20 protein-coding genes are annotated in these 23389 nt (G+C 55.9%); 8 read left to right on the plus strand and 12 right to left on the minus strand.

The annotated features are described in order from the left end of the window. Nucleotides 1-78: 78 nt before the first annotated feature. Nucleotides 79-201 carry a hypothetical protein gene (locus VF639_RS05685; protein WP_331144917.1) on the minus strand — a complete coding sequence of 41 codons (123 nt, stop codon included), beginning with the start codon at nucleotides 199-201 and terminating at the stop codon, nucleotides 79-81. 177 nt (nucleotides 202-378) lie between these two features. Here VF639_RS05685 and VF639_RS05690 point away from each other — a divergent pair, with 177 nt between their 5' ends. After that, nucleotides 379-1773, plus strand: coding sequence for a hypothetical protein (locus VF639_RS05690; RefSeq protein WP_331144918.1), 1395 nt, complete (start codon nucleotides 379-381; stop codon nucleotides 1771-1773). A 9-nt stretch (nucleotides 1774-1782) separates the two neighbouring features. On the opposite strand, the gene VF639_RS05695 is transcribed toward VF639_RS05690, so the two are convergent. Further along, nucleotides 1783-3864 carry a sigma-54-dependent Fis family transcriptional regulator gene (locus VF639_RS05695; RefSeq protein WP_331144919.1) on the minus strand — a complete coding sequence of 694 codons (2082 nt, stop codon included), beginning with the start codon at nucleotides 3862-3864 and terminating at the stop codon, nucleotides 1783-1785. A 232-nt stretch (nucleotides 3865-4096) separates the two neighbouring features. Here VF639_RS05695 and VF639_RS05700 point away from each other — a divergent pair, with 232 nt between their 5' ends. The 3 genes from VF639_RS05700 (at nucleotide 4097) to VF639_RS05710 (ending at nucleotide 7192) form a co-directional block, all read left to right on the plus strand. Beyond that, on the plus strand, nucleotides 4097-5416 hold the full coding sequence (locus VF639_RS05700; RefSeq protein WP_331144920.1) for a TolC family protein: 1320 nt from the start codon (nucleotides 4097-4099) through the stop codon (nucleotides 5414-5416). Between the two features lie 128 nt (nucleotides 5417-5544). Then, complete coding sequence (locus VF639_RS05705) at nucleotides 5545-5979, plus strand: universal stress protein (RefSeq protein ID WP_331144921.1); 435 nt, start codon at nucleotides 5545-5547, stop codon at nucleotides 5977-5979. A gap of 103 nt (nucleotides 5980-6082) precedes the next feature. Next, nucleotides 6083-7192 carry an HlyD family secretion protein gene (locus VF639_RS05710; protein ID WP_331144922.1) on the plus strand — a complete coding sequence of 370 codons (1110 nt, stop codon included), beginning with the start codon at nucleotides 6083-6085 and terminating at the stop codon, nucleotides 7190-7192. Between the two features lie 63 nt (nucleotides 7193-7255). Here the strand turns inward: VF639_RS05710 and VF639_RS05715 are convergent, their stop codons facing one another. Further along, nucleotides 7256-7645: a four helix bundle protein gene (locus tag VF639_RS05715; protein WP_331144923.1), complete on the minus strand. Its 390-nt coding sequence runs from the start codon at nucleotides 7643-7645 to the stop codon at nucleotides 7256-7258. An 87-nt stretch (nucleotides 7646-7732) separates the two neighbouring features. On the opposite strand from VF639_RS05715, the gene VF639_RS05720 reads away from it, so the two are divergent. After that, nucleotides 7733-9307 (plus strand): DHA2 family efflux MFS transporter permease subunit, encoded by a 1575-nt coding sequence (locus VF639_RS05720; RefSeq protein ID WP_331144924.1) that lies wholly within the window; start codon nucleotides 7733-7735, stop codon nucleotides 9305-9307. Nucleotides 9308-9612: 305 nt separating this feature from the next. Further along, nucleotides 9613-10422, plus strand: coding sequence for a bacteriorhodopsin (locus tag VF639_RS05725; RefSeq protein ID WP_331144925.1), 810 nt, complete (start codon nucleotides 9613-9615; stop codon nucleotides 10420-10422). A gap of 162 nt (nucleotides 10423-10584) precedes the next feature. Here the strand turns inward: VF639_RS05725 and VF639_RS05730 are convergent, their stop codons facing one another. From VF639_RS05730 to VF639_RS05745, 4 genes are all read right to left on the minus strand, one after another. Then, nucleotides 10585-11607 carry a hypothetical protein gene (locus tag VF639_RS05730; RefSeq protein WP_331144926.1) on the minus strand — a complete coding sequence of 341 codons (1023 nt, stop codon included), beginning with the start codon at nucleotides 11605-11607 and terminating at the stop codon, nucleotides 10585-10587. 322 nt (nucleotides 11608-11929) lie between these two features. Continuing rightward, nucleotides 11930-12886: a hypothetical protein gene (locus tag VF639_RS05735; protein ID WP_331144927.1), complete on the minus strand. Its 957-nt coding sequence runs from the start codon at nucleotides 12884-12886 to the stop codon at nucleotides 11930-11932. Between the two features lie 319 nt (nucleotides 12887-13205). Continuing rightward, nucleotides 13206-14645: a M56 family metallopeptidase gene (locus VF639_RS05740; protein ID WP_331144928.1), complete on the minus strand. Its 1440-nt coding sequence runs from the start codon at nucleotides 14643-14645 to the stop codon at nucleotides 13206-13208. Beyond that, nucleotides 14605-15018 carry a BlaI/MecI/CopY family transcriptional regulator gene (locus VF639_RS05745; RefSeq protein ID WP_331144929.1) on the minus strand — a complete coding sequence of 138 codons (414 nt, stop codon included), beginning with the start codon at nucleotides 15016-15018 and terminating at the stop codon, nucleotides 14605-14607. Before VF639_RS05745 ends, VF639_RS05740 begins: the two co-directional genes overlap by 41 nt. Nucleotides 15019-15258: 240 nt before the next feature. Here VF639_RS05745 and VF639_RS05750 point away from each other — a divergent pair, with 240 nt between their 5' ends. Continuing rightward, nucleotides 15259-16467, plus strand: a complete 1209-nt coding sequence (locus VF639_RS05750) for an alpha/beta hydrolase family protein (RefSeq protein ID WP_331144930.1) — start codon at nucleotides 15259-15261, stop codon at nucleotides 16465-16467. 118 nt (nucleotides 16468-16585) lie between these two features. Here VF639_RS05750 and VF639_RS05755 read toward each other — a convergent pair whose 3' ends face one another. The 5 genes from VF639_RS05755 to VF639_RS05775 all read right to left on the minus strand — a co-directional run bounded on the left by VF639_RS05755 (nucleotide 16586) and on the right by VF639_RS05775 (nucleotide 21374). Continuing rightward, nucleotides 16586-16960: a hypothetical protein gene (locus tag VF639_RS05755; protein ID WP_331144931.1), complete on the minus strand. Its 375-nt coding sequence runs from the start codon at nucleotides 16958-16960 to the stop codon at nucleotides 16586-16588. Further along, the gene (locus tag VF639_RS05760; RefSeq protein WP_331144932.1) at nucleotides 16957-17190 is read right to left on the minus strand and encodes a hypothetical protein; all 234 of its coding nucleotides are present in this window, start codon (nucleotides 17188-17190) and stop codon (nucleotides 16957-16959) included. Before VF639_RS05760 ends, VF639_RS05755 begins: the two co-directional genes overlap by 4 nt. 42 nt (nucleotides 17191-17232) lie before the next feature. Beyond that, entirely contained in the window at nucleotides 17233-19701 is a 2469-nt protein-coding gene (locus tag VF639_RS05765; RefSeq protein ID WP_331144933.1) for a penicillin acylase family protein, read from the minus strand. Between the two features lie 127 nt (nucleotides 19702-19828). Beyond that, on the minus strand, nucleotides 19829-20416 hold the full coding sequence (locus VF639_RS05770) for an outer membrane beta-barrel protein (protein ID WP_331144934.1): 588 nt from the start codon (nucleotides 20414-20416) through the stop codon (nucleotides 19829-19831). A gap of 130 nt (nucleotides 20417-20546) precedes the next feature. Continuing rightward, nucleotides 20547-21374 (minus strand): septal ring lytic transglycosylase RlpA family protein, encoded by an 828-nt coding sequence (locus tag VF639_RS05775; protein ID WP_331144935.1) that lies wholly within the window; start codon nucleotides 21372-21374, stop codon nucleotides 20547-20549. A 755-nt stretch (nucleotides 21375-22129) separates the two neighbouring features. Between VF639_RS05775 and VF639_RS05780 the strand changes: the two genes are divergently transcribed. Next, nucleotides 22130-23044 carry a DUF72 domain-containing protein gene (locus VF639_RS05780; RefSeq protein WP_331144936.1) on the plus strand — a complete coding sequence of 305 codons (915 nt, stop codon included), beginning with the start codon at nucleotides 22130-22132 and terminating at the stop codon, nucleotides 23042-23044. Nucleotides 23045-23389: the final 345 nt, after the last annotated feature.

A 23389-nucleotide genomic window follows, 5' to 3' on the forward strand; every position in this document is an offset into this window, starting at 1 on the left:
TAGCTCCCGCCACCAGCTTTTTTAAACGCGAAAAAGCCCGGCTGCAAGGCGCAGACCGGGCTCTTAGATCTAGTTGAACTACTTACTCTGCGTGGTTTTCTTCTTGCCATCAGGCTTGTCCTTCACCGTTTCCTCGTTCTTCTTTTCCTTGTTCTTGGTAACAGGGTCGGTATGCTGGGGTGTAACAGTGGGCTGTGCCATGGAAATAGGTGGTAATGGATGAGTTATAAACTGTACTACGGGAGAAGGAAAAGGGTAGACGGGTTTTGCCGAGCTTTCTTCAGTTCTTATGTGAGGTACACGAAGGTTAATATTCCATTTCTATGGAGAGTTTGTACTTTCGGGTTATCCACTCCTGTTAAGCTATCTTTTCAACAGATGAAAACGGTGTTGTTCCGCCAGCTGGCGGTGTTATTCCTGCTGCTAGCGACTAGGGCCATTTCAGCTCAGCAACTTAAATTCGAAAAAGACTCACTAGGCGCCGTTCTGCAGCGGGCCCAGCGGCTTCAAAAACCGGTGTTTCTGTTTTTTGCTTCTGCCCCGCCAGCTCCTGGACAGCCGAAGGAACAAGTGGAGAAAAAATACGGGACCGGGCTAGATGATGCCCCCGTAGCCGACGTGCTGGAGCGGGATTTCCTGTTGGTAAAAGCACCTTTTGGAAGCTTGCAAAGTCAGCGGCTGGCGCGCCGATATTACATCAACACATTCCCTACTTACCTCTACCTTCATCCTGATGGCACCGTGCTGCACCGCAGCTTCGGCAACACGCATGAAGCAGAGCGCTACCTGCGTGATATTACCACCTTTCGCCAAAAGCTCGCCAGCCCCGACAACCTAAGTGCGCTGGAGAAGCGCTACACGCAGGGGGAGCGAAACGTGCAGTTTCTTCGTCAATATCTGACCACTAAACGGAGCGTGGGCGCGCCCATCAGCCCCGAATTGCTCGATGCGTATGTGCAGGAGCTTCCAGTTAAGGCCTTCGATGATTTTTCGGAAGTGGTATTCGTGTACGAATGCGGTCCGATAGTAGAAAGCCGAGCGTACAAGCTGGCGCGGCTAAACAAAAAATTGGTGGATAGTATGTACGCTACGTTGCCCTTGGCTCGGCGGTCGGTATTCAACAACCTCATTATCAGCAACACAATGCGAGCCGCCATAACTCGCCGCGACCAGAGCCTCGCCATGCAGGGCGCTAATTTTGCTAGAGGAACCTGGCCGGCGCGTGACTACAGCCGGGGGGCGCGCGTCTACGAGCAGAATATGTTGCACTATTACCAAGCGCTGCGCGATACTGCCCAATACTTGCCGATGCTGACTCGGTTTTATGAGCGGCACTACATGGCCGGCGTGCCAGACACTATACGGCGTCAGCAAGCGGCGCAACAAGCTATGAGAGGGCCCTTTCAAAACCCACAGCCTTATCCCAACTTAGCAAAACCCGATTCGACAGTGAAAATGGTTTGGGTGGAATCGAAAGACCAGATGCCGGATATGTATGCAGTGGACCTCAATAATGGGGCGTGGGCTGTCTATACCTCTGGCACCCGGCGTAGCGAATACCTCACTCAGGCCATGCGGTGGAGTCAGCGCACCATAAGTCTGGACCCGCGGGCACCTTACTACGATACGCTCGCCCACTTGCTTTACGCGCTGCACCTAACCACGGAAGCCGAGGTAACGCAGCAGAAAGCAATAGCGCAAGCCAAGCGGGAGGGCCAGCCTACTGACCAGTACCAGGAGGTACTTCGCAAAATCAAGAGCCGCACCCTCTAACGCCCGGTTTCACTCGGCCACCCCTACTGTGCGCTGAATGCCTAGCTTTTTCATGCGAGCTTCCAGGGTTTTGGCATTGATGTCGAGCAGAATGGCGGCGCCGGTGGGGCCGCTTACCCGGCCGCCGGTGCGGCGCAGAGCCGCCAAAATGTGGTCGCGCTCTTGATCCTTAAGCGTTTTTAGGGGGCCGCCAGCATCGGGCTGGACGGTGGTGGGGCGGGCGGCCGAGAACCCCGCAAATTCCAGGAAAGGACCTTGACTAACGATGACGGCCTGTTCCAGCACGTGCTCTAGCTCGCGCACGTTGCCGGGCCAGGTGTACTGCCGTAGCGCCCGCAAGTCTCGTTCGCGCAGGCCGCGTACCGGCTTGCCCATCTGCTTGGTGAAGCGCTCCAGAAAATGCCGCATCAGCGGCTCGATGTCGTCGGGCCGCTCGCGCAGGGGAGGGAGGCGAATGGGAAACACGTCGAGGCGGTAATACAAGTCGGCGCGAAAGCGGCCAGCCGCTACCTCGTCTTCCAGTATCCGGTTGGAAGCCGCCACTACCCGGGCATCGGTTTGGATGACGCGGCGGCCGCCAATGCGCTCGAACTCTTTTTCCTGCAGCACCCGCAGCAGCTTGGCTTGCAGATCGAGAGGCAGCTCGCCTACTTCATCCAGGAAAATAGTGCCGCCGTCGGCTAGCTCGAACTTGCCGATGCGTCGGTCGAAAGCCCCCGTAAAGGCCCCTTTTTCGTGACCAAACAGCTCGCTCTCAATCAACTGCGCGGGTAAGGCCGCGCAGTTGATTTTGATTAGGGCGCGGTTCTTCCGGGGCGACAGATTATGCAGTGCGCGCGCCACCAACTCCTTGCCGGTACCCGTTTCGCCCTGGATTAGCACGGTGGTATCGGTGGGAGCCACTTGCCGAATTCGGTTCTGCACCTGCTGCATCACGGTACTCGTCCCGACGAAGTCCTCGAACTTGGCAGTGGTGTTGATTTCGTCGATGAGGTAGGTTTTCTCTTGTTCCAGCTGTGCCCGCAAAGCCTCAATCTGCTCGAAGGCAAACAGGTTTTGCATGGCCAGCGTAATCTGCGGAACCAAGCTCTTAATCAACTCCAGATCTGCTGTGGTAAAGTTGTCGGGGTTGCGGCTGGCCAGCACCAGCACGGCCATCTGGTCGTGTTCCACCCACAGCGGTACGCCGAGCATCGAGCGGGTGCCGTGCTGCTCGGCGGCGTGGCGGAGCATGCGGTATTGCGTGGTAATAGACAAGAAATCAGGGCCCTTGTGAATGGCGGGCTCCCTGAACAAGCCAAAAGTCTCGGCCTGCATGGCCGTCCGGTTTTCCACTCCTTCCCAACGCTCTTCGCTTAAAAAATAGAAGGTGCCGTCGTCCGCTTTGGCAAATTCAGCGAAGCTTTCGGTGGCCGCAGATTGGCGCTGAATACGCAAGCCAAAATAGTCGCACGGCACGATGCGGTCTAATTCGGTGGCCACGGTATGGAAGAGCTGCTCCCGGTTTTTGCTGCTAAGCAGCGCGTTGTTGATGGTTAGCTGCACCGATTTTTCCTGTTCTCGCCGCGCTACTTCCTCGAACGCCAGCGCGTTGCTGACGGCTACGGCTATCAGGCTCCCGATTTTGCCTAGCAAGCTTAAGTCATCAGGGGAGAAGGTGGGGCGGCGGCGCGCTGCCATAACCAGTAGCCCCACCAATTGCCCACTCGTGCGAAGCGGCGCAATAGTCAAATACGGCATCGAGCGTTTCTGCATTTTCTGAAACGGCTCGTAGTCAGGGTATTCAGCCAGAAGTGCCAGAGTGTCGACTTGCTGCACCCGGGGGTCACGCAAAAAACGCTCAATGGGCGTCCCGACTACCGGGGTTACTTCCGACTCGTCTGGCATCAAGGGTGGCGCGCCGTCCAATAAGTCGCGCAAAAAGATGCGCTTTTGCTGCATGGTACTGTCGAACGTAACGATGGCGATGCTGTCGAAGGGAAAGATTAGGCGCAGCTTTTCCGTTACTATCTTAAATAAAGCCTCTTTGCTGCGCGTGGTTGCAATAGCCTCGTTGAGATATAGCAGCAAAGATTCGTCCTGATTATTCATGGTTCAGTTAAAGAAGGAGCCTGCAAATATTCCTTAAATATCAGAAAATATAATGAGAAATTCCTCAAATAACAGGATATTAAGACTGTTCGCGCAAGCTCATCCGTTGAAATATAAAAAAATTATTATGCGTTTAAAGGCAGCTGAGAAGGTTTTTTATGCGTATTAAAGGCTTTTTAATCCTTTGGCACATCATTGGGTAAGAAGACATCCACAACAAGTTGACTTCACAATGCTTTCCCGATCAACTCTTACCGCTTCGCTTATAACAGCTGGCCTGCTTACGGGAGCTACTACGGCTCGCGCGCAAGTAGTGGCTGACTCTTTATCGTTGACTGGCACTATTCAGGCGGTGCTGGATGCCAACCCGGCCATCACTTCTTTGGAAGAGGAAGTGAATGCCGCTACCAGCCGCGTAACGCAAAGCCGCGGCGGCTTCCTGCCCCAGGTAACGGGTACGGCCACGTACACCCGCATCGATCCGGTCGTGAAGTTGCAGCTCACCCCCGATGCGCCAGTATTTCAACTCGCTCCTAACAACAACTACGACGCCCACATAACGCTACAATACGGCATTCTGGACTTCGGTAAGAAAGAAGCGACCACTAATTTGGCTGAAAGCCGCCGCCTCACGGCCACCGATAACATCGTGGTTACTCGCCGCGACCTGGCTTTCTCGGCCGTGCAAGCTTACTACAATATCCTTTTTGTACGCGAGAGCATCAAGGTGCAAGACGAGCAGATTGCTTCGTTGCAGCAGCATCAGCGCGAGATGGAAAAGCGGGTGCAAGGCGGTGTCAGCACCCGGTTCGACGTGACGACTACGCAAGTGCGTATTACGCAGGCCCAGAACACCAAAATCGACCTCGAAAATCAACTGCACAACCAACAGGTGCAACTAGCTCGGCTGCTGCACAAGCCCGAGTACGTAGCGGTGCCCGTTCGGGGCGCGCTCACGTACCAGCCTCAGCCTCTTGACCTCAACGCCGCGCTGGCGCAAGCCATCGAGAAACGGCCGGAAGTGAAGCTGGCCCGCGACGCCGAAAATACGGCCAACTTGAACCTGAAGCTGATTGAGCGTGCCAACACCCCGACGCTTGGGGTAGGCGCGCAGCTCGGAGCCAAGAACGGCTACCTGCCCAACCTCGACAGAGTGCGTCCTAACTCGGTAGGCGTGGTACAGCTTTCGGTGCCCATCTACGATGGTAATAAAAACAAAAACCAGCGGGTAGAAGCTTTGGCGAACATCCGCGGCTCGCAGGCGCGCATTCAGGACACGCAAGAGCAAATCCGCTCCGATGTGCGCCAAGCTACCAACAACATACAGTCCAGCACCGCCCGCTACGACAACTCGGTGGTTCAGATTGCGCAGGCAACCGAAGCGCTTACCCGCGCTAAAGCCCGCTACCGCTACGACGTTGGCACCAACCTCGACGTACTCGACGCCGAAACGTCGCTGGCTCAGGCTCGCCTGGCTCGTCTGCAAGCTGTCTACAATTACACCCTCGGCCAATACCAGCTCAAGCGCGCTGTTGGTGAACAGATCTGGTAACGGTGAAACTGTGAAGTGGTGAAATAGTGAGGTTGATGATTTGGTTGGTCCTGGCGACCAATAGAACGTCGACTGCCTGTTTAGCAACTTCATCAATTCACAATTTCACCCCTTCACAATCTCCTTTCATGACCCTTTCCACCATTCTTTGTCCGATAGATTTTTCGGAGGCGACGGGGCCGTTGGTGGCGTATGCGGCGGCATTGGCGGCCGGCACCGGCGCGGTTCTCCGGCTGCTGCACGTGTTGGAGCCGCAGCCCGTGCTAACGGGCCTTTCCGACCTTGACTTGGCGCAGCAGCTAGCCCGCTACCACGCCAGCGCCGAGTTAGCCGGCGCCCGGGTAAACACCGTCCTTGTGCACGGCACCGATGCCGCCCTCGAGATAGTAGCGGAAGCGCGCCGCCATTCAGTTGATATGATTGTTATCGGGGCGCACGGCCGCACGGGCCTTACCCGGTTCCTGATGGGTAGCACCGCCGAAGTAATTGTGCGGACCGCCCCTTGCGTGACGCTGCTGGTGAAGTCGCCGACCGAATCCAGCGCCTACCGCAAATCAGCCTAAGTCTAGAAGTTTTGTTGCCAATTAAGAGGTAAGTAAAACGAAATCAGCAACAAGCATCGTAAAACAGAGTCCCCAGAAAACAAGAAAACAGCAACTCCTTTATATGGCACCCATCATTCAACAAAATCCGACTGTAGCTCCTAATTCGAACGCAGCTCCTGCTGCGGCGCCAACGGAAGTACAGGCGGAGGGTCGTTCTAAGCGTCCTATCCTATTTATTGTGTTGGCCCTGGTGCTGCTGGTTGGCGGCTACTTTGGCTGGCAGCAATATCAGTTTTCCCAAACGCACGAAGAAACCGACGATGCTCAAGTGGAAGGCGACGTGTATCCTATCCTGCCTCGTGTAGGGGCCCCCGTGCTGGACGTGAAAGTACAAGACAACCAGCAGGTAAAGAAAGGTGACGTACTCGTAACCCTCGACCCGGCCGACTACCAGCAGCGCGTGAATGCCGCCGAGGCAGCACTGGCCGCCGCGCAGGCTAACGTGGTAGCTGCCCGGGCAGCCGTACGAACCGCGCAAGCCAACGTAGGTAGCTCGCAGGCCACTATTGGCGTTAGTGAAGCCAACCGTACCCGTTTGGAAAGAGACTTGAAGCGCAGCGAGTTTCTGCGCAAAGAAGACATCATCCCGCAAAGCGAGTACGATGCCGTTCAAGCCAATTTGCGGGCAACCAGCGCCCAGCGCTCCACTGCGCAGCAGCAGGTGCAAGTGTCTCGCCAGCAAGTAGCTGCCGCTGAGCAGCAGGTGGCCGTAGCGCAAGCCGTAGTAAAGCAGCGCCAAGCCGACCTCGACAACGCCAAGCTGCAACTGAGCTATACCACCATCACGGCGCCCGGCAACGGCGTAGTAAGCAAGAAAAACGTGCAGCCCGGCCAGGTAGTTAGCCCCGGCCAGCAACTCATGGGCCTGGTAGCCAGCGAGCGGACTTGGGTGATTGCCAACTTCAAGGAAACGCAGCTCGGCGAGATGCGCGAAGGCCAGCCCGTTAAGGTGGAAGTAGATGCCTACCCCGGCCGTGAGTTCGAAGGTAAAATCCAGTCGCTCTCCGCTGCTACCGGTGCCCGCTTCGCCCTGCTGCCCCCCGACAACGCTTCCGGCAACTTCGTGAAAGTAACCCAGCGCGTACCCGTCAAAATCGTGCTCAACGAAGTGGACCCTCAGCATCCCCTCCGCGCCGGTATGAGTGTGGTCGCAACGGTGAAGGTAAAGTAAAGGTGAAATTGTGAAAGGTGAAGTTGTGAGTAGAGACGGCAAAACGCTGATCGGCTCACAATTTCATTTATCAAGATTGGCTTTTGCCTTCTTGCGGGTCGAGGCCAGAAGGGAAACAAGCTCCAGGTATTCTTGCTCTAGTTCGCTTAGACGAGCTTTTGACAGTATGCCGGCATCACCCAGTAACTCTAGCCAGAATAATGTTTCGTCGGCTTCTTCAACGCAGATGCAGAGTTTGGCATACCACTCGGCCGCTGAACGGCCCGGGCAAGCCGCTCGAAAATTGGCTGCCACTGAAGTAGCAGATCGTAGCAATTGCTTACCTAACACGGTGGCCTCCCCTGTGCGTGGTAGCTGCTGGTACAGCCGAATCACTCGTAGTGAAGCTTGCTTGGTTCGTGTGCGAATATGATCATTAAACGATGTCGATTCATTTTGTAATTCATTGCTCATAATACGAAATGTGATAAGTGAGAGTAGGCTTTTGCAATATAGAAATGGCCACTTCACAACTTCACAACTTCACAATTTCACCAACGAATGGAAACCGGATTTACCAAGTGGATCATCGTCATCACGGTGGTGCTTTGTTGCCTACTGGAGCTGATTGATACCAGCATTGTAAACGTGGCCCTGACCCAGATGATGGGTAACCTATCGGCCACGCAGCAGGAAGTAAGCTGGGTGGTGGCCTCGTATGGCATTGCCAACGTTATCGTTATCCCGATGACCGGCTTCCTGGCCGAGCAGTTTGGGCGGCGCAACTACTACTTCGTCTCGGTGGTCATCTTCACACTGGCCTCTATTGCCTGCGGGCAGAGCACCAACATCTGGGAGCTGGTGGCGTTTCGCTTCATCCAAGGCATCGGCGGCGGCGCACTCATGGCTACCTCGCAAGCCATCCTGATCGACACATTTCCGCCGAAACAACTGGCCTTGGGCCAAGCATTGTTCGGCATGGGCGTAATTATCGGCCCTACCATTGGCCCTACTCTGGGCGGCTACATTGTGGATAGCAACCTCGGGTGGCCCTGGATTTTCTACGTCAACGTGCCGGTGGGTATTTTGGCGTCCATCTTCACCATCCTCTTCATTCGGGACCCCGAGCGGATTCGGAACGCCATTCCGCGGCCACTGCGCGAAATCGACTGGGCCGGTATTTTCCTGCTGGTTATGGGCGTAGGCTCGTTGCAGCTGGTGCTGGAGCAGGGCGAAACGGAAGACTGGTTTGAGAGTACTTACATCATCAGCTTCACCATATTGGCGGCGGCGGGTTTGCTCGGCTTTATCTGGCGCGAACTGACGGCCAAGCAGCCGATTGTAGACTTGCGGGTGCTGGGCAAGAGCCGGAACTTGGCTGTTGGCGCTTTCCTCTCGTTCATCCTGGGTTTCGGGCTGTTTGCTTCGGTATTCGTATTCCCGATTTTCACCCAGCGCATTCTCGGCTTCACGGCCGCCCAAACCGGGCTCTTGCTGCTGCCAGGTGCTCTGGCCTCGGGCTTCATGATGCCGCTGATTGGCAGGATGCTACAAGCCGGTGTGCCCCAGAAGTTTATGATTCCGGTGGGCTTCACCATCTTCTTTTTCTTCACCTTCTGGATGAGCAAAGTTATTTCGCCCACTGCCGGCGAGAGCGACTTTTTCTGGCCGCTGATGGTGCGCGGGGTTGGCCTTGGCCTGATCTTCCTGCCCATCACGACTATGTCGTTGGCGGGCTTGCAGGGCAAGGATGCCGGCCAGGCCGCTGGCCTCACCGGCATGATTCGTCAGCTAGGCGGCTCGTTCGGAGTAGCCATTGTAGGTACAATTCTAGAGCGGAGCATCGTGCACAACCGGGTGGGCTTGCTGCCTAACATCTCGCTCTACAACCCCGAAACCGTGCAGCGGATTCAGGCCTTCACCCAGAACTTTATGTCGCGTGGCTTCTCGGCCGATCAGGCCCGTCAGCAAGCCTACGCGGCTCTCGAAGGTATCCTGATGAAGCAAGTATCTATCATCACCTACGGCCAGATCTTCTCGATGCTTGGGTTCTTCTTCCTGGCCTGTCTGCCGCTGGTATTTCTAATTAAACGCGCCCGGACCGGCGAGAAAATCGACCTCAACGCGGCGCACTAGCCCATCCTTATCAGTAACCAGCGCAAAAGCCGGATTCCAGTAATGGGGTCCGGCTTATTATTTGCCTTTAGCTAAGATAAACTTCCTGTTTGCTTTACCGGAGTAAGGTTCTACCCTACAAGCTACAATCAGCCTAAAACAACTAGCTGCACTTAATAAATCTGAACAGTAAGCTGTTACGGGGCATTTTTATTTGTGTAGGTACAATAAAAGTTGCTCTCTTGCGGTATCTTGCAGAGTTAACAGGCATTAGTATTGCCAGCTATAATTTTGTATTTTTCTATTTATCTCTGATTTGCCGCACTATGCCAGCAGCTCTATTACTACAAAGCAATACGTTGTCGCCGGGTGTTAGCCTGCCGTACTATTATGTAGCCGAGCACGACCTAGTGGGGGCGACCTTCTTCTTCAGCATGTTTGCTCTGCTAGGAGCTGCTATTTTCTTTTTTACGGAGCGTAGCAATGTGCCCCGACGCTGGCGCGTAAACATGACGGTTTCCGGCATTATCTGTTTGATTGCCGGTATCAGTTACTACTATATGCAGGGCATGTATCTGAACCTGCACATCACGCCTACCCGCTTCCGCTACATCGACTGGCTGTTTACGGTGCCTCTGATGTGCACGCAGTTCTATCTGTTAATGCGGCCTGAAGGCGCTACGCCCGGCTCGTTGTGGCGGCTATTTCTAGGCGCCGTCTGGATGGTCGGCTTCGGCTATTTCGGCGAGTCTTCTTCCTCGTACTGGTCTATTTTGTGGGGCGCCGTTTCCACCCTTGGCTACATGGCCGTTGTCCACGAAATCTGGTTTGGCCCCCTGGCTAAGCTCGTGGATAGCTGCCCCAACGAAGATGTGGGGCAGGCTTTTGCTTACATGAGCTACTTTATTTTGATTGGGTGGAGTATCTACCCACTAGGCTACCTGACTATGCCCTTCAACCTGTTTGAAAATCTGCACCTCAACCGCAATCTGGTTTACAACTTCGCCGATGTGTTCAACAAAGTAGGGTTTAGCCTAGTCTTGTATTGCATGGCCCGAAAGGTGGCTAACCGGAAAAAAGTAGCGGTTAAAAAGCTTAAGTCGCTGGCTGTGCTGGGCCAGATAGGACACCTTTAACGGCTGCTACAGTTGACAAAAAATGTCGTTCGTAGCCACAAGCGGCATTTTTTTTGGTCAATTAAAGGGTGACTCCGGCAAGATGGCTGGATAATCTGACTCGATACCAGTACCCGAACTGTCCGCTCGTCAAATTCGCATTGCCGGTTGGCGGCTTCGGCGCTACTGATACTGGATGTACAGCGGCTTGGGCGTAAGCTCCGCCAACACCTCGGGCGGCGTCATCAGGTGTGAGCCCTTGGGCTTGATGTCGTACTCGTAGAAGAGCTTGAAGCCGGTGTATTGCACGGGCTGCGTCTGGATGTAGTCGTGGTACGAGTCCTTTTTGAGGGTCGGATTGCCCCAGCCGTCCATGTGCATAACTACTTGCACGCGAGGGTCGAGCTTGAGGTTTTTGTAGTTGGTAATCATGCCCTGCGTGAAGCGGTGCACGGTTAGCACCTTGGGGGGGAGCTTGTTTTCGCTCACGATGCGGGCCAGGAAGTTGATGGCGTAGTTTACGTCCTTCGCGTCGTAGGTGCCAATCTTTTTACCCGGCCGCACGCCTTTGGTCGCCATAGCAAACTCGGGGTCGATGCCCAGGTGTACGATGGGGTCTTTGAGGTAGGGTTCCAGCTTGTGCAGTTCGTGCTCCAGGTCGCTGAGGCCCACTTGCACATCCAGGAAGATGATGCACTTATGCTCTTTGGCCCAGGAAATAACTTCCTCGATGGTGGCCTTCGAGTTCATGAGGCGATACTTGCCATCGGAGCCCGCCGCGCCCTGTGCCGTGATGGTTACGTTGTGCAGGGCCGGCTGAATAGGCAACGAGGGGTCGGCATCTTGCCACTCCTTCAGCACCTTCTCGAACTTGCGGAACATTTGGTCTTTCGGCTCACGGCCCAGAATGCCCATGCCTTTTGCCCGGATGTTGCCGTAGAACGCCACAATGCGGTGGCCCGGCAAAATGGCCCCCGGTAGCTGGCCGCCGGCCCGGGTAATAGAATCGGCCCGGAGCGAGTCGCGGCGCATGGCGGTCCGCTTCAGCGCCAACGTATCGACTACAGTGGGTTTGGCGGAGTCAGCAGCGGCTTTAGAGCTACCGGTTTCAGAGCCGGAGGGGGAATTGCAGCCCGGCAAAGTGGTGAGCGTAAGGGCCAGGCCCAAACCCGACAATAGGATGCTTAGAGGAGAGATGTATCGCACAGAAAACAGGAGAATGAAAGAGAAACTTGGCGGAAAGTTACACTTTTATTCCCTCGACAGTAGCAAGAAAGGGGCTGGTTGCGGGGCGTTTAAAGCAGCAGCACCGGTTTCTTTCACCCAGGTTGTTGACCAGGCTGCCTGCTGTTTTCCCGCTACAACCAACGCCATCCGAGACCTGCTTTTAGTGGCCTGAGCGAAACCATTGGCTTGGCAGCCGCTTAGACCCTGCTGCCAAGCCAGCACGCGGCAAGCAAGGTTAGTCAGCCGCTAGAGCGGGCCGGGTAGTGGCTTGCTTAGTGCCAGTAAATGGCTGGCAAACAGGCTATTGATACTGGATGTAAAGCGGCACGGGGCGCAGAGCAACTACCTCCTGCGGGGTCATCAGGCGGGAGTTGGCGCGCCGGTCGTTTTTATAAAAAAGCTTGAACCCGGTGTACTGCACGGGTTCAAGCTTGATAAATTTGCGGTAGGAGTTGCGCTTGATGCTAGGCGTGCCCCAGCCATCCATGTGCATCACAATTTGCACGCGCGGATCGAGCTTGATGTTTTGGTAGTTGGTTACCATGTCTTGGCGGAAGCGATGCACGACCAGTATCTTCGGCGGCAGCTGATTTTCGCTCACCAGACGCGCCAGAAACCACCGGGCATAGTTGATATCATCAGCGTCGAACTCGCCAACTTCGGTCCCTGGCCGCCGTCCTGATTTCATGGAAAACTCCGGGTCGATGCCTAGGTGCACATAGGGTAGGCGCAGGTATTTTTCCAGCTTCGGCAGCTCGTGCTGCAAGTCACTTAGGCCCACCTGCACATCCAGAAATACCAGCGTGTTCTGCTCCTGGCCCCATTCTACCACTCGTTGGATGGTGGTATCGGGTAGGGCCATGCGGTACTTGCCGTCGGCGCCGGAGTCGCGCTGAGCAATGACGGCAATCAGGTGCAGCGCTGGCCTCACGGGCAGAGTATCCGCTTTCTGCCAGTCTGCCACCTGTACTCGCAAGCGGCGCAGCATCTCGTCTTTGGGGTATTGCCCCAGAACCCCCATGCCTTTGTGCAATGGGTTGCCATAAAACGCCACAATCCGCTTGGTGGGTAAGATAGCGCCTGGCAGCTGCCCGCCGGCCCGGCCCACTGAGTCGGCCCGCAGCGAGTCGAGGCGAACAAGTTCGAGCTTGCTTAGGGCCACTACTGCTGCATTAATTTGAGGGCGGGTGGCTTCGCAGTTCTCTAAAAATAAAGCAAGCAGCAAGCTGCACAGCGGGTAAAGGAGAAAGGCTGCCACACGGGCCGCAGATACAATAGCAGAAATCAAGAACAAGTATTTTGGTGGCAAAAGGGTAAACAGTTGCCAAGGCCTTTAAGACAAAGAAAAGGCGAATAAATTTTATAGCCGCAATAAAGCCAACTAGTTACCGGCAGTTGGTGAATTAGTGACTGGCCTGCTGCATAGGGTTAAGCCAATAACTTGGTTTCTATGCGTCCAGGTAGGTTTTGTGGTTACGCCCCAACCTTTTACTACCACGGTGTAACGCCCTTTTCCTGGAGCTAAAGCGCTATTTACTTTTTGGCTGCACAGTTTAGCTGCTGTGTTGGGAAGGTCGTTATTGTTGCTGTGATACCGGATACGTGATAGGTACAACAGATTTATCGGGGAGAGTAACCTTCGCTTGCTGCAAGGCAAAGCTCACAGGTATTGTGAAAGAAACGGCTACAGCTTTGCCGTCTTGTTTGCCCGGCGCCCATTTGCCGGGTAAGTTGCGTACGGCCGCCACAGAGGCGTCTTCCATTTCTTTGATAGTTGCTGCTGAAGCATTAGGGGCTGTCAGACTTTTCTGAATTTTAACTGCCTGCACGCTACCATCTTTGGCCACAATAAACGAAAGGAACAAACGGCCTTGCACCTTGGCGGCCAATGCTGATTGCGGATAACGCAACTGTTGGGTTAAATCAGTCAAGAGCTGTGTCATGCCGCCTGGGTATTCCGGCATCTGCTCTGCATACTGATACACGGCGGTACCGTCTATGTATTCTGGTTTCTGCTCGGTATACGGATGCAGAGCGGGGGGTGGGGGCGGTGTCAGACGGGTGTTGGCCGCCGCAGCCTCCGGCGCAGTAGGTTCGGCAGCCTGCTCGCAGGCGAAGGTGAAGAGCAGCACGGTACCTACCGGCAGCAGCAGCCACTGTTTCCAGCGGCGCCCGGAACGAGAAGATTGAAGCATGGCAATACGAATTAAAGTGTGCGATTGGGTGAAAGAATGGGTAAGTGATAGGTGAGGATGCAGCTGGCGCAGCGTGAGGCGAGCTAGTAGCGCCGCATAAGCAGTGGGCGCTTCCGGTGCGGGCATAGCCTGTAAGACGGCCGCATCGGCAATGTATTCGTGGGTCAGGGCCAGGGCGCGGGGGTAGCTGTGCACGAAGGGGTTGAACCAGAGCATCGTCCGCACTAACTCTAGAAGTAGCCGCTCCTGAGTATGGCCTTGTCGCACGTGCGCCAGCTCGTGCTGAAGCACCTGATGGGCTTCGGCAGGTGTGAGGTTGGCAGTTTCGTCCCAAAACACCAGTCTCCCAAAGGAGCTGACGGGCAGCTTGCCACTGGTTGTGACTAAGGTGAAATGTTCTCGTGTGTTGCGGGGGAGCTGGTGAGTTTGCTGCCACAAGGCCACTAGCTGCCCGCCCAGCCGCACCAGCCACGCTAGCACACCAGCCATGTAAACCAGCGGCAGCCATGTCCACCAGGAAGCAGAAGCCGCACCCGCGCTACCCACGGTTAAGACCGGCAGCGTAACCGACGGGGTAAGCAGGGGCGTAGAGGTGGCGTCGGAAGGTAGCCAGCTGCTTAGCCAGGGTGCCGCACCCGCTAGCAACAGCGGCAGCAGTAGGGCCAGCCAGGGCGTGAAAAGCAGGAACCGGCGGTTGTAGTGGAAGTACGACTCCTGGCGCAGCAGCAGCCGATAGAGCAGCCAGCAGGCGCCTAGGCAAAGCGTGCTTTGCCACATCCAATCAAGTAGGGCGGTTGTCGTTGGGAAGAGCAGCATCGTCATCAGAGGTAAGGTCTTGCTGTGCGTGCCGGAGCAACTCTTCCAGCTGCTTGGCATCGAGGTCTTCTTCCTTGGCAAAAAAGGACACCAGGCGGCTGAACGAGCCGCCAAAATGGCCCCCGAGCAGCTTGCGCAACGAGAAGCGCCGGTAGTCGTCCTGTGCGACAAGGGCGTGGTAGCGGTGTGTGCGCCCAAAGGCTTCGTGGCCCACAAAGCCTTTCTGCTCTAGAATGCGAATGATGGTGGATACGGTATTGTAGGCGGGCGGCGGGGCCGGCATTTCGGTTAGCACGTCCTTCACGAAAGAAGGGCCGCGCTGCCAGAGCACCTGCATTACCTGCTCTTCGGCTCGGGTTAGTTCGGGGAAGGTTTGCATAAGCGAGAGATTAATGAATGGAAGGTATAACTAATTATTTAGTTACACAACTAATTCTTTAGGTATAGACAAGAAATTAGTAACCATCAAGGCATTGCGTTGGCTACGTTCACCACCGGAGTAGGAGTTTTAGTGTATAAACTGGTAGTAAGGCAAGGACCTCTGATTTGGTGGTCTCTTGCGGAAATCTTTTGCTGTAGGCGGTGTTATGGGGGTGATAGTCAACTCTAAGTTTTTCCTGTGTTCCTGAAAAAAATTGATTTCCGCCGGCTGCGCCTCACCTTCTTGCTGTGGGCGGGCTTGGGCGTAGCAGCTGGCAGCAGCTGCACCAAAGACAACTCACCCCAGCCCGAAGCACCAGCCGCCGTTGAAACGCACCTGGTCAACAGCACCCTCATCGGGGAATACAGCCCGTCGGTGCTGGCCAGCCGCGTATCGGGCATTCCGCTGGCGGGGGCACTGGTTCGCTACCCCGTCCGCGTGTACAAGCTGACGTATACCACGCGCAACCCCGACGGCCAGCAGATTACCGCTTCGGGGGCCTTGCTGGTGCCCGTAGCTACCCAGGCGTTGCCGCTGCTCAGCTACCAGCACGGTACCATCAGCCCCGACGCCGAAGAGCGGGCTCCTTCCTACTACAGCGCCAGCAGTGAAGTGTATTCGGCGGTATCGGTGCTGGCTTCTACGGGCTACATCGTGTCGGCTCCCGATTATATTGGCTACGGCGCTGCCAAAGCCTTGCCGCACCCTTACGAACATGCGTCGTCGCTGGCGTCAGCTTCGTTGGACATGATGCGGGCCGCCAAGGAATTTTGTGAGAAGGAGAAAGTGGTTCTCAACAAGAAGAACTACTTGCTCGGGTATTCGGAAGGTGGTTATGCCACGATGGCGCTGCACAAGCTCATCGAGGAGAAGTACCCAACCGAGTTTGCCGTGACGGCCAGTGCGCCGGGTGCCGGGGCTTACCACAAAACGGCCTTTGCCAAGTACATTCTGAGTTCCAACCAGAAGCTTAGCTTCCTCAGCTCTTATGTGTGGGTGCTCGATACCTACAACCGGGTGTACAGCATCAACCGGGCGCCGAGCTACTATTTCAATCAACCTTGGGCGACGCAGTTACAGGCTAATCCGTTCAGCGACGTGCCAGAAACGCCAAGTGAGTTGTTCACCAGCACTTTCCGGACCGGCATCCTCAGCAACACAGATGCTCCCATGGCCGCCGCCTTCCGCGACAACGACATCTATGACTGGAAGCCCAAGGCGCCGCTTGCCCTCTTTCACGGCACCGCCGACGACTACGTGCCGTATTTCAACTCGGAAGATGCCTACAAAGCCATGCAAGCCCGCGGTGCAACACAAGTAACGTTGCGGCCCATCCAGGGCGGCAACCACTTCACTTCCGTTACGCAGTACACGCTGGAAGCCTTAGGGTTTATCTCGCAGTATTAAAGTGTAGTAGTAAAATACGACGGGGGCAGCAACGCGGAAGCCACAGGAAATCCGCGTTGCTGCCCCCGTACTTTAGGGTAGCCGGCAGAGCGCAAAAATCCGGCTTTGTGCTACTGATTCAGGCTGCTGTTGCGGATGTTCTGGGTGCCACGGCCTGGCTAGCCCAGGTGCCAGCCAGCGCCGCGAGGCCGCCCACCAAGCCGCCTATTATTGCAGTAACCAACACCAAGAGCCAGCCTTGTCCACCCAGGGGCAACAGCTGAGCTACCCGGTGCGCCAGAAGCCCATCATTGCGCAAGCTCAGCCAGCCAGCCATAACCAGCCAGCCTAGTCCAATGCCCAGAAAGCCCGCCAGAAACGACCGCCCGCCGGACTGTCGCTGCCAAGCGGCTAATACGAAGCACAAGGGCGTTATCACCCACCAGGGCAAGAAGAGTTGCAGTAGGACCCCACTAATCAAGATCAGCGCAAACAGCCAGCCAAAGGATTTCATGCGCGATGAGCTTTAAGGAGCAGGGCTTTGCTGTCGCTATTCAACCTAATCTGGACCTGATAAGCGTCATAGACCGTTTCGGCAACGGCAGCACCTGACTTGATGGTGGTTTTGGTAACGTTTTTCTCGGTGGTAGTGCGGGGTTGAGTTGCTACTGGCAGTGGGGGTAAAGACGCCAGCAACCCTAGCAGCAGCCAGTGGCTTGAATGATTTTGGAGTGGTAGCAACACGATAGTAAAATTTTGTACTAGAAAATAAGCAGCCCTGCCGGGCTATCGGGCCAGGGTCCAAGCGGTGTGCACGCGCGGGTTCGGTTCGCCGGCGCTACGCAGAAATACCAGCTCGTTGAGCTTGCCTACGCGCCAGGTTTCCAGCAAGTCGTCGTAGGCCACCGAGCCAGGGTTACCGCTCTGCCCACCCGGAAACACGCCGTAGGCCTTCACCTGCGGCCCCAGTGCCACTACCATGCGCCACGATGGGCCCGTACGCTCCGTAGTGGCATTCACAATACCAGCACCGCCGCCGCAATCAAGGTCCATGTGGCCGAAGCCGGGTAGCTGGAGCATGTGCAGAATGTCGGTGCTTTTCTGGTATTTCCAGGCCCATTGGGGGCCGATGGGTCCGTATTTGCGGGTGAGGGAGTCGGTGGCGAAGTGTAGGCTGCGGCGCACCAGCTGCGGCAGGGTTTCGCGCTGCGGCGTGCGGCGGTCATCAATCCAGCGGCTGTTTTCTTCGTGCAGAAGTAGCACTTTGCTTCGGTCGCGGGCGGGGACGCGCATTTCCAGGCCGGTCGCTTTCAGCCCGAAATCATCTGCCCATATACGCTTAATCAGGTTGCCGTACCACAGCTCGTACACGCTCGGGGCCAGCGCGTTGGCGGTGTACTGGTAGTTCCAGCGGCGCATTTCGGTGAGTACGCGGGCTTCGGGCGAGGCCGCCGTTACCAGCGTGTCGCCGTTGGCGGGCCCCTCTACCAGCTCCAGGAGCCGGGGCAGCAGCAGCTGGGCCGTTACGTTGAGGTTGTCGTTTTGCAGCATCCGTAAGCTGTCCGGTGTGGCTTGGCTCATGCGGGTCAGCCGTTCATTGATGCGGTGCGCCCGGTCGTAGCTGCCGTCGCCGTAGTTCCAGTTCAGGTAGTAGGGGTAGTCAGGACCCGTAGAAAACTGGTTGGTGGATGCCACAAACTGGCGCGGCGGGTTTTTAACGTGCGGGTTCTGGGCGGCCGGAATCCAGCCCTGCCAGTCGTAGGCTGGATCGGTGCCATCGAGGATGAACTTGCCCTGGTCGCGCCATTTCAACGGGAAGCGGCCGTTGGGCCAGATAGCAATGTCTTTGTCGGCGCTGGCGAAAATGAAGTTTTGAGCGGGCGTGCCGTAGAAACCTAGGGCTTCTGTATAATCTTGGTAGTTGCGGGCGCGGTTGAGGCGGTAGAACGTCTGGAACTCGTTGGCCGCATCGTGCGCAGTCCACCGCATGGCGTGGGCGATGGGCGTTTGGCCGGCAATAAAAGGCTTCTCCGGCTTATCGTACACGATGGGGCCGTGGTGGGTGTAGAGCACCGTATCGAGTTGATCAGGCTGACCGCGCACCTTGATGCGCTCCACCACGCGGCGCACCGGTTTCCAGCGACCATCATGCCAATACTCACGCCGGCGGTTGTCCCTGAACTTGAGTTGGTACCAGTCCAGCACATCGGAGCCCACGTTGGTGTTGCCCCAGGCAACTTGTTCGTTGAAGCCGATAATGGCAAACGGCGTCCCCGGAATGCTCACGCCGTACGCGTTTACGCCGGGCGCCGCCAATTGCACCTGGTACCAGATGCTGGGCAGATTCAGCTGCAAGTGAGGGTCGTTGGCCAGTATCGGGTAGCCCGTCGCCGACTTTGCCCCGCTCACCGCAAAATTGTTGGAGCCCAGTTCCGGATCGGGCTCATTTTGCGGCACCTTGCCCGACATAGCCCCCGTGAAGCCGGGCGGCGTGGCTGGTAGCGGTAGCGGCTTGAAATCCAGCGGGGTGCCTACCGGTACAACGGGCTCTTCCTGCACGGGGTAATCAGGAAACAGGTCCTTCACGACTGCCGGGCCATACTTAGCCAGCGCATTGCTCATGCGCAGGTCGTCGGAGCGACCACTCAAATCGAAGGCCATGTATTTCAGAATCAACGAGCATTTCAGTGGCTCCCAGGGCTCGGGCGCGTAGTCGAGCAGCTTGTACTCGAAAGGCATCGTTCTGGGCGTGAGCGTGTTGATATAGGCATTTACCCCATCGGAGTACGAGGTCAGCACGGTGCGGATTACCGGGTCGGTCATGGCCGAATCAAGCGACTTGCGCGCCCCGAACGGCAAGCCCATACGCCGGAAAAACCGGTCGGTTTCCAGCCGGGCCGGGCCTACTATTTCGGCTAGCCGCCCAGCTGCTACGTGGGTAATGAAATCCATCTGCCAGAGCCGGTCCTGGGCTGTGAGGTAGCCCTGAACGTAGTACAGGTCGTGGTCGTTCTGGGCGAAGATGTGCGGCACCCGCTGATCGTCGAAGCGTACTTGCACGGGCTGCTGAAGGCCCGGGAGCCGCAGCGTCTGCTGGGCGGGTAAGACATCGGCTGTTTCGCCGTTCTGCCAGAACCCTCGAAACGGACTCAGAAACTTACCGAACGGCGGTAGGTTGCCGTGCTTGGTATTGAGGGCCCAGGTTAAAACAAAGGCAACCAGTAGGGCCAACAGTGCCCGAATGTAGCGTAGCATAGATTCAAGCAGAAGCGGTTGGTTTGCTGTACAACATCCGACAAAAAAACGCGGCACGCAAACCAGAGTAGGTTGCGTGCCGCGTCGAGGTATAGTCTGGTGCTCTTTATTAAGCGGAAGGAGTTGTTTACAGTTTCGAAGGTAAGAAGACGGCAACGCCTGCCTGAATGTTGAATGAGCCATTGGTTGACCTCTCGTCGAACCCGAAGCGGTTGTAGCCAGCAGTGACTTCCAAGGCGGCTCCAGGGGTCAGGAAGTAATTGTAGCCTAATGCTCCGCCATAGGTGAAGTAGGTACTGTTGTCACGCGAGACACCACCTGGACTCACGTAATCGTCTGATTCTCTGCGCTGATTATACCGCGCTACGCCGCCGCTCACCTGACCGAAAAACCGGTGAGTAGCAGCGCCGGAGAAGTAGTATCGGGCAAAGGGAGATATGCCGTAGCTGATCGTGCGGTTGGTATAGTTTGACGAATTCCCATTGCTCTTGGTACGTCTGTAGCCTACTTGTAGGCCACTGCCTAACAACAGATTGTCGGTCACAAATACTCCAGCTGATGGGTTCAAATCTGCACCTATAGAGCTAAAATAGTTGTCTTTTTGGTAGCCAATGTTGCCAATACTTACTCCTATAAATTTAGACCCCTTTTCAGTTTGGGCCATAGCAGATGCAGATATAGCGCAGCCTATACCTAACAGGAGTAACTTTTTCATTGGATTGGATAGGAGAGATGAGTGAATTGTTGAACCAGGGCGGCAAGCTCAACAAATGTGCCATAGCTATATAGAAAAAGCCGTCAGCACCTTGTGCCGACGGCTTCTTTGTAAAATAGAGTAAGGATTGCTACAGATTTTCGCCCTGCCGTACCATGCCTACCACGCCTAGTTTGACGAGGCGTTGGCAAATGGCTTTGGCCTCCGCTGGCGTAGCAAAGCGCCCTACTACCACCCGGTTCAGCGTTTTGCCGTTGGCGGTGTTCGTGGCCACTGTCGTAACCAGCAGTTTGGGGTCAAGGCCCTGAATTCGGTCGACCATGGCTTGCGCGTTGCGAGCATCACCGAAGGTACCAGCTTGCACTACGTAGGTGGCAGCAGGTTCGGGAAGAACGGCTATGTCGTCGGCTTCGGTAGCGCCGGTGCGGATGTCGGTGTGTAAGCCAGCCTCGGTGGTGATGCTCGGATCGTCAATCAGCAGGGCCAGATCGGCGGGCGCATTAGTAGGACCTAGAGGGGTGCCGTCGGGAACAATTTCTGCCAGTACGGCTACGGCACCGTGCTCGACAATGCCCAGCGGGCGGGCCGCAATTTCGGAGAGGTCGAGAATGCGCTGGTGTCGAAACGGACCCCGATCGGAAACCCGGACCACCACAGAAGCTCCCGTTTCGGGGTTGGTAACGCGTAGCTTGGTGCCGAAGGGCAGCGTCTTGTGAGCACAAGTAAATTTGTTGCGGTCGAACCGCTCACCACTACTAGTACGCAGGCCCTGGTGGTCTCGGCCGTACCAGGAAGCGCGGCCCCGGAGCACGGCAGCACGGCGGGCTGCCAAGGCTGGAACTTTGTCGTCTTCGAAGCTAGAACGTGTGGCGTGCGCCTTCGGGGCAAATAGCAATAAAGTTGAAAAGTACAAAACTGCTAGTAAGCCAGTAGCACTCAGTCGTAAGGTCTTATTCATCGATACGCTGTGTTGGGAACAAAACAAATCTAGCAGTGACTTTCAAACTAGCACCATTTGCTGCCGTCAGGTAGCCAGTAGGCCGGACTGATAATTGTGTATTCTTAATAAAATTTGCATTTAACTTATTAGATGTAATCGGCTTAAAAACGCGTTTGTGTTTACCAAAGCCGCGTTTTGCACTATTAATGGAAGCTATGATTGCTCCTTAGAAAATGAGATTATCTGCCGGAGAAAAAAATTCGGCAACGCGGTCAGGTCCAAGGCGAAAAGCTGTTTGGAAAAGTCACGGAATTTTCATAAGGATAGTAAAAGGCGCCGCAAGCTGTTAACAGAGGAGGTATGCAAAAACTATAGACTTTAGCTCACCCATTCGCTGACACCATCGAAAGCTTGCTGGCTGGCTTGACGCGTTTGCGGGCCAGGGTTTGGCAATGTCTTTTTGCTCTGTTTTTATCTTCGTGAGCTCAACCTTCGCAACGCTCCAAATACAGCGTCACACGCCGGGAAACTTTCGATTGGAGTAATAAGAGGCTATCCGAATAGGCAAAAGGTTGTCATTCCGCGTATCAAGCGGCGAGAGGAATCTGGGTTTGATCGTTCAACGGGTACACTCAGATTCCTCTCGCCGCTTGATACGCGGAACGTCGGAATGACAATCCCTGTTCGGATAGGTTCTAAGTCTGCGCGACACAGGTAGTGCTGGTTCTTGCGGCCTTGTTAGCCTGCCAATTCATTTCGCCGTAATTTGCTGCATGGATTTTGGCCGCCTTTCCGACCTGCGCTACGTAGATTTTCGCTTGCCCCCCGACCACCCCGACACGGCCGCCGTACTAACCCGCGCCGCTGCCACGCCGCCCGTAGCACCTCAGGTGTTTGTGGGTTGCCCTATCTGGACCAATAAGGCTTGGCTAGGCTCTTACTTCCCGGCGGGCATCCGCGACACCGAGTATCTGCACCACTATGCCCGGCAATTCAACAGCCTGGAGCTAAATACCACCCACTACCGTATCCCCGACGCGCCCACGGTGCGCAAATGGCGCGATGCCGTACCGCCAACTTTTCGGTTCTGCCCTAAACTGCCCCAGGTTATCAGCCACGACCGGGCACTCTACAACGTCGACGACCTGACGGTCAGCTTCTGCCGCTCGATTCGAGAACTAAACGAACGATTGGGGTGGTGCTTTCTGCAACTGCCGCCCACGTTTGGCCCCGAGCACCTAAGCCGGCTGGAGCGCTACCTACTCGACTTCCCGAGTGATGTGCCATTGGCCGTGGAGCTGCGCCACCCCGGCTGGTACACCGATAAGGTGGCTTTTGCCGCCGTAGCCGCCATGCTCGAAGCCCTCAACAAAACCTTAGTGCTTTCAGATGTGGCCGGTCGCCGCGACGTGCTGGCCATGCGCCTAACCACGCCCACCGCCTTCATCCGCTTCAACGGCCACGGCCTCGTTAATTCCGATTACCAGCGTGCCGACTTCTGGGCCGCGCGTATCGCGCAATGGCTGCAGCAAGGGCTGCATACGGTCTACTTCTTTGTGCATCAGAAGGACATCATGCACACTCCCCTCTGGACGCAGCATTTCCTGGAAAAACTCCACGCTTTGTCGGGCATCACGGTGCCTGCGCCCCGCATCATTCCTCAACCGGTGCAAGGCAGCTTGTTTTAGTGCTTGGTGCACAGTGGCTAACCTAAGCCCAAGTTGTGGAGTAACTACTGAGCCCTAAGCGGCTGTTTGAGTTACGTGTTCGAAATCAGCGACCGGTGTAGAGACGCCTCTTTGCGTCTCGGCGTTGAACAACATCGGCGGGTTGGTGCGGGCGCCGAGACGCAAAAATGCGTCTCTACATCATTCTAACCAGTTTTTGGTTAACTCAAACATGAACTGTGTTAAAAGTCAAGTCATGGGCACGGTTTTTTGGGCGAAATCAGGCTGATAAGCCACGCCGGACTTAACAATGGCGCAGGCTTGTTTGAGCAGCTTGTTGCAGACGGCAATCAGGGCCAGTTTCTT

The organism is Hymenobacter sp. (genome assembly GCF_036387835.1).
Taxonomy (GTDB): Bacteria; Bacteroidota; Bacteroidia; order Cytophagales; family Hymenobacteraceae; genus Hymenobacter.

Bases quoted from the DNA above. Each gene is read 5' to 3' on its own strand.
- VF639_RS05740 (WP_331144928.1), bottom strand. From the start codon at position 14,645: ATGACGATGCTGCTCTTCCCAACGACAACCGCCCTACTTGATTGGATG.
- VF639_RS05755 (WP_331144931.1), bottom strand. From the start codon at position 16,960: ATGAAATCCTTTGGCTGGCTGTTTGCGCTGATCTTGATTAGTGGGGTC.
- VF639_RS05710 (WP_331144922.1), top strand. From the start codon at position 6,083: ATGGCACCCATCATTCAACAAAATCCGACTGTAGCTCCTAATTCGAAC.
- VF639_RS05770 (WP_331144934.1), bottom strand. From the start codon at position 20,416: ATGAAAAAGTTACTCCTGTTAGGTATAGGCTGCGCTATATCTGCATCT.
- VF639_RS05775 (WP_331144935.1), bottom strand. From the start codon at position 21,374: ATGAATAAGACCTTACGACTGAGTGCTACTGGCTTACTAGCAGTTTTG.
- VF639_RS05690 (WP_331144918.1), top strand. From the start codon at position 379: ATGAAAACGGTGTTGTTCCGCCAGCTGGCGGTGTTATTCCTGCTGCTA.
- VF639_RS05745 (WP_331144929.1), bottom strand. From the start codon at position 15,018: ATGCAAACCTTCCCCGAACTAACCCGAGCCGAAGAGCAGGTAATGCAG.
- VF639_RS05765 (WP_331144933.1), bottom strand. From the start codon at position 19,701: ATGCTACGCTACATTCGGGCACTGTTGGCCCTACTGGTTGCCTTTGTT.
- VF639_RS05685 (WP_331144917.1), bottom strand. From the start codon at position 201: ATGGCACAGCCCACTGTTACACCCCAGCATACCGACCCTGTTACCAAG.
- VF639_RS05715 (WP_331144923.1), bottom strand. From the start codon at position 7,645: ATGAGCAATGAATTACAAAATGAATCGACATCGTTTAATGATCATATT.
- VF639_RS05720 (WP_331144924.1), top strand. From the start codon at position 7,733: ATGGAAACCGGATTTACCAAGTGGATCATCGTCATCACGGTGGTGCTT.
- VF639_RS05780 (WP_331144936.1), top strand. From the start codon at position 22,130: ATGGATTTTGGCCGCCTTTCCGACCTGCGCTACGTAGATTTTCGCTTG.
- VF639_RS05705 (WP_331144921.1), top strand. From the start codon at position 5,545: ATGACCCTTTCCACCATTCTTTGTCCGATAGATTTTTCGGAGGCGACG.
- VF639_RS05700 (WP_331144920.1), top strand. From the start codon at position 4,097: ATGCTTTCCCGATCAACTCTTACCGCTTCGCTTATAACAGCTGGCCTG.
- VF639_RS05695 (WP_331144919.1), bottom strand. From the start codon at position 3,864: ATGAATAATCAGGACGAATCTTTGCTGCTATATCTCAACGAGGCTATT.
- VF639_RS05725 (WP_331144925.1), top strand. From the start codon at position 9,613: ATGCCAGCAGCTCTATTACTACAAAGCAATACGTTGTCGCCGGGTGTT.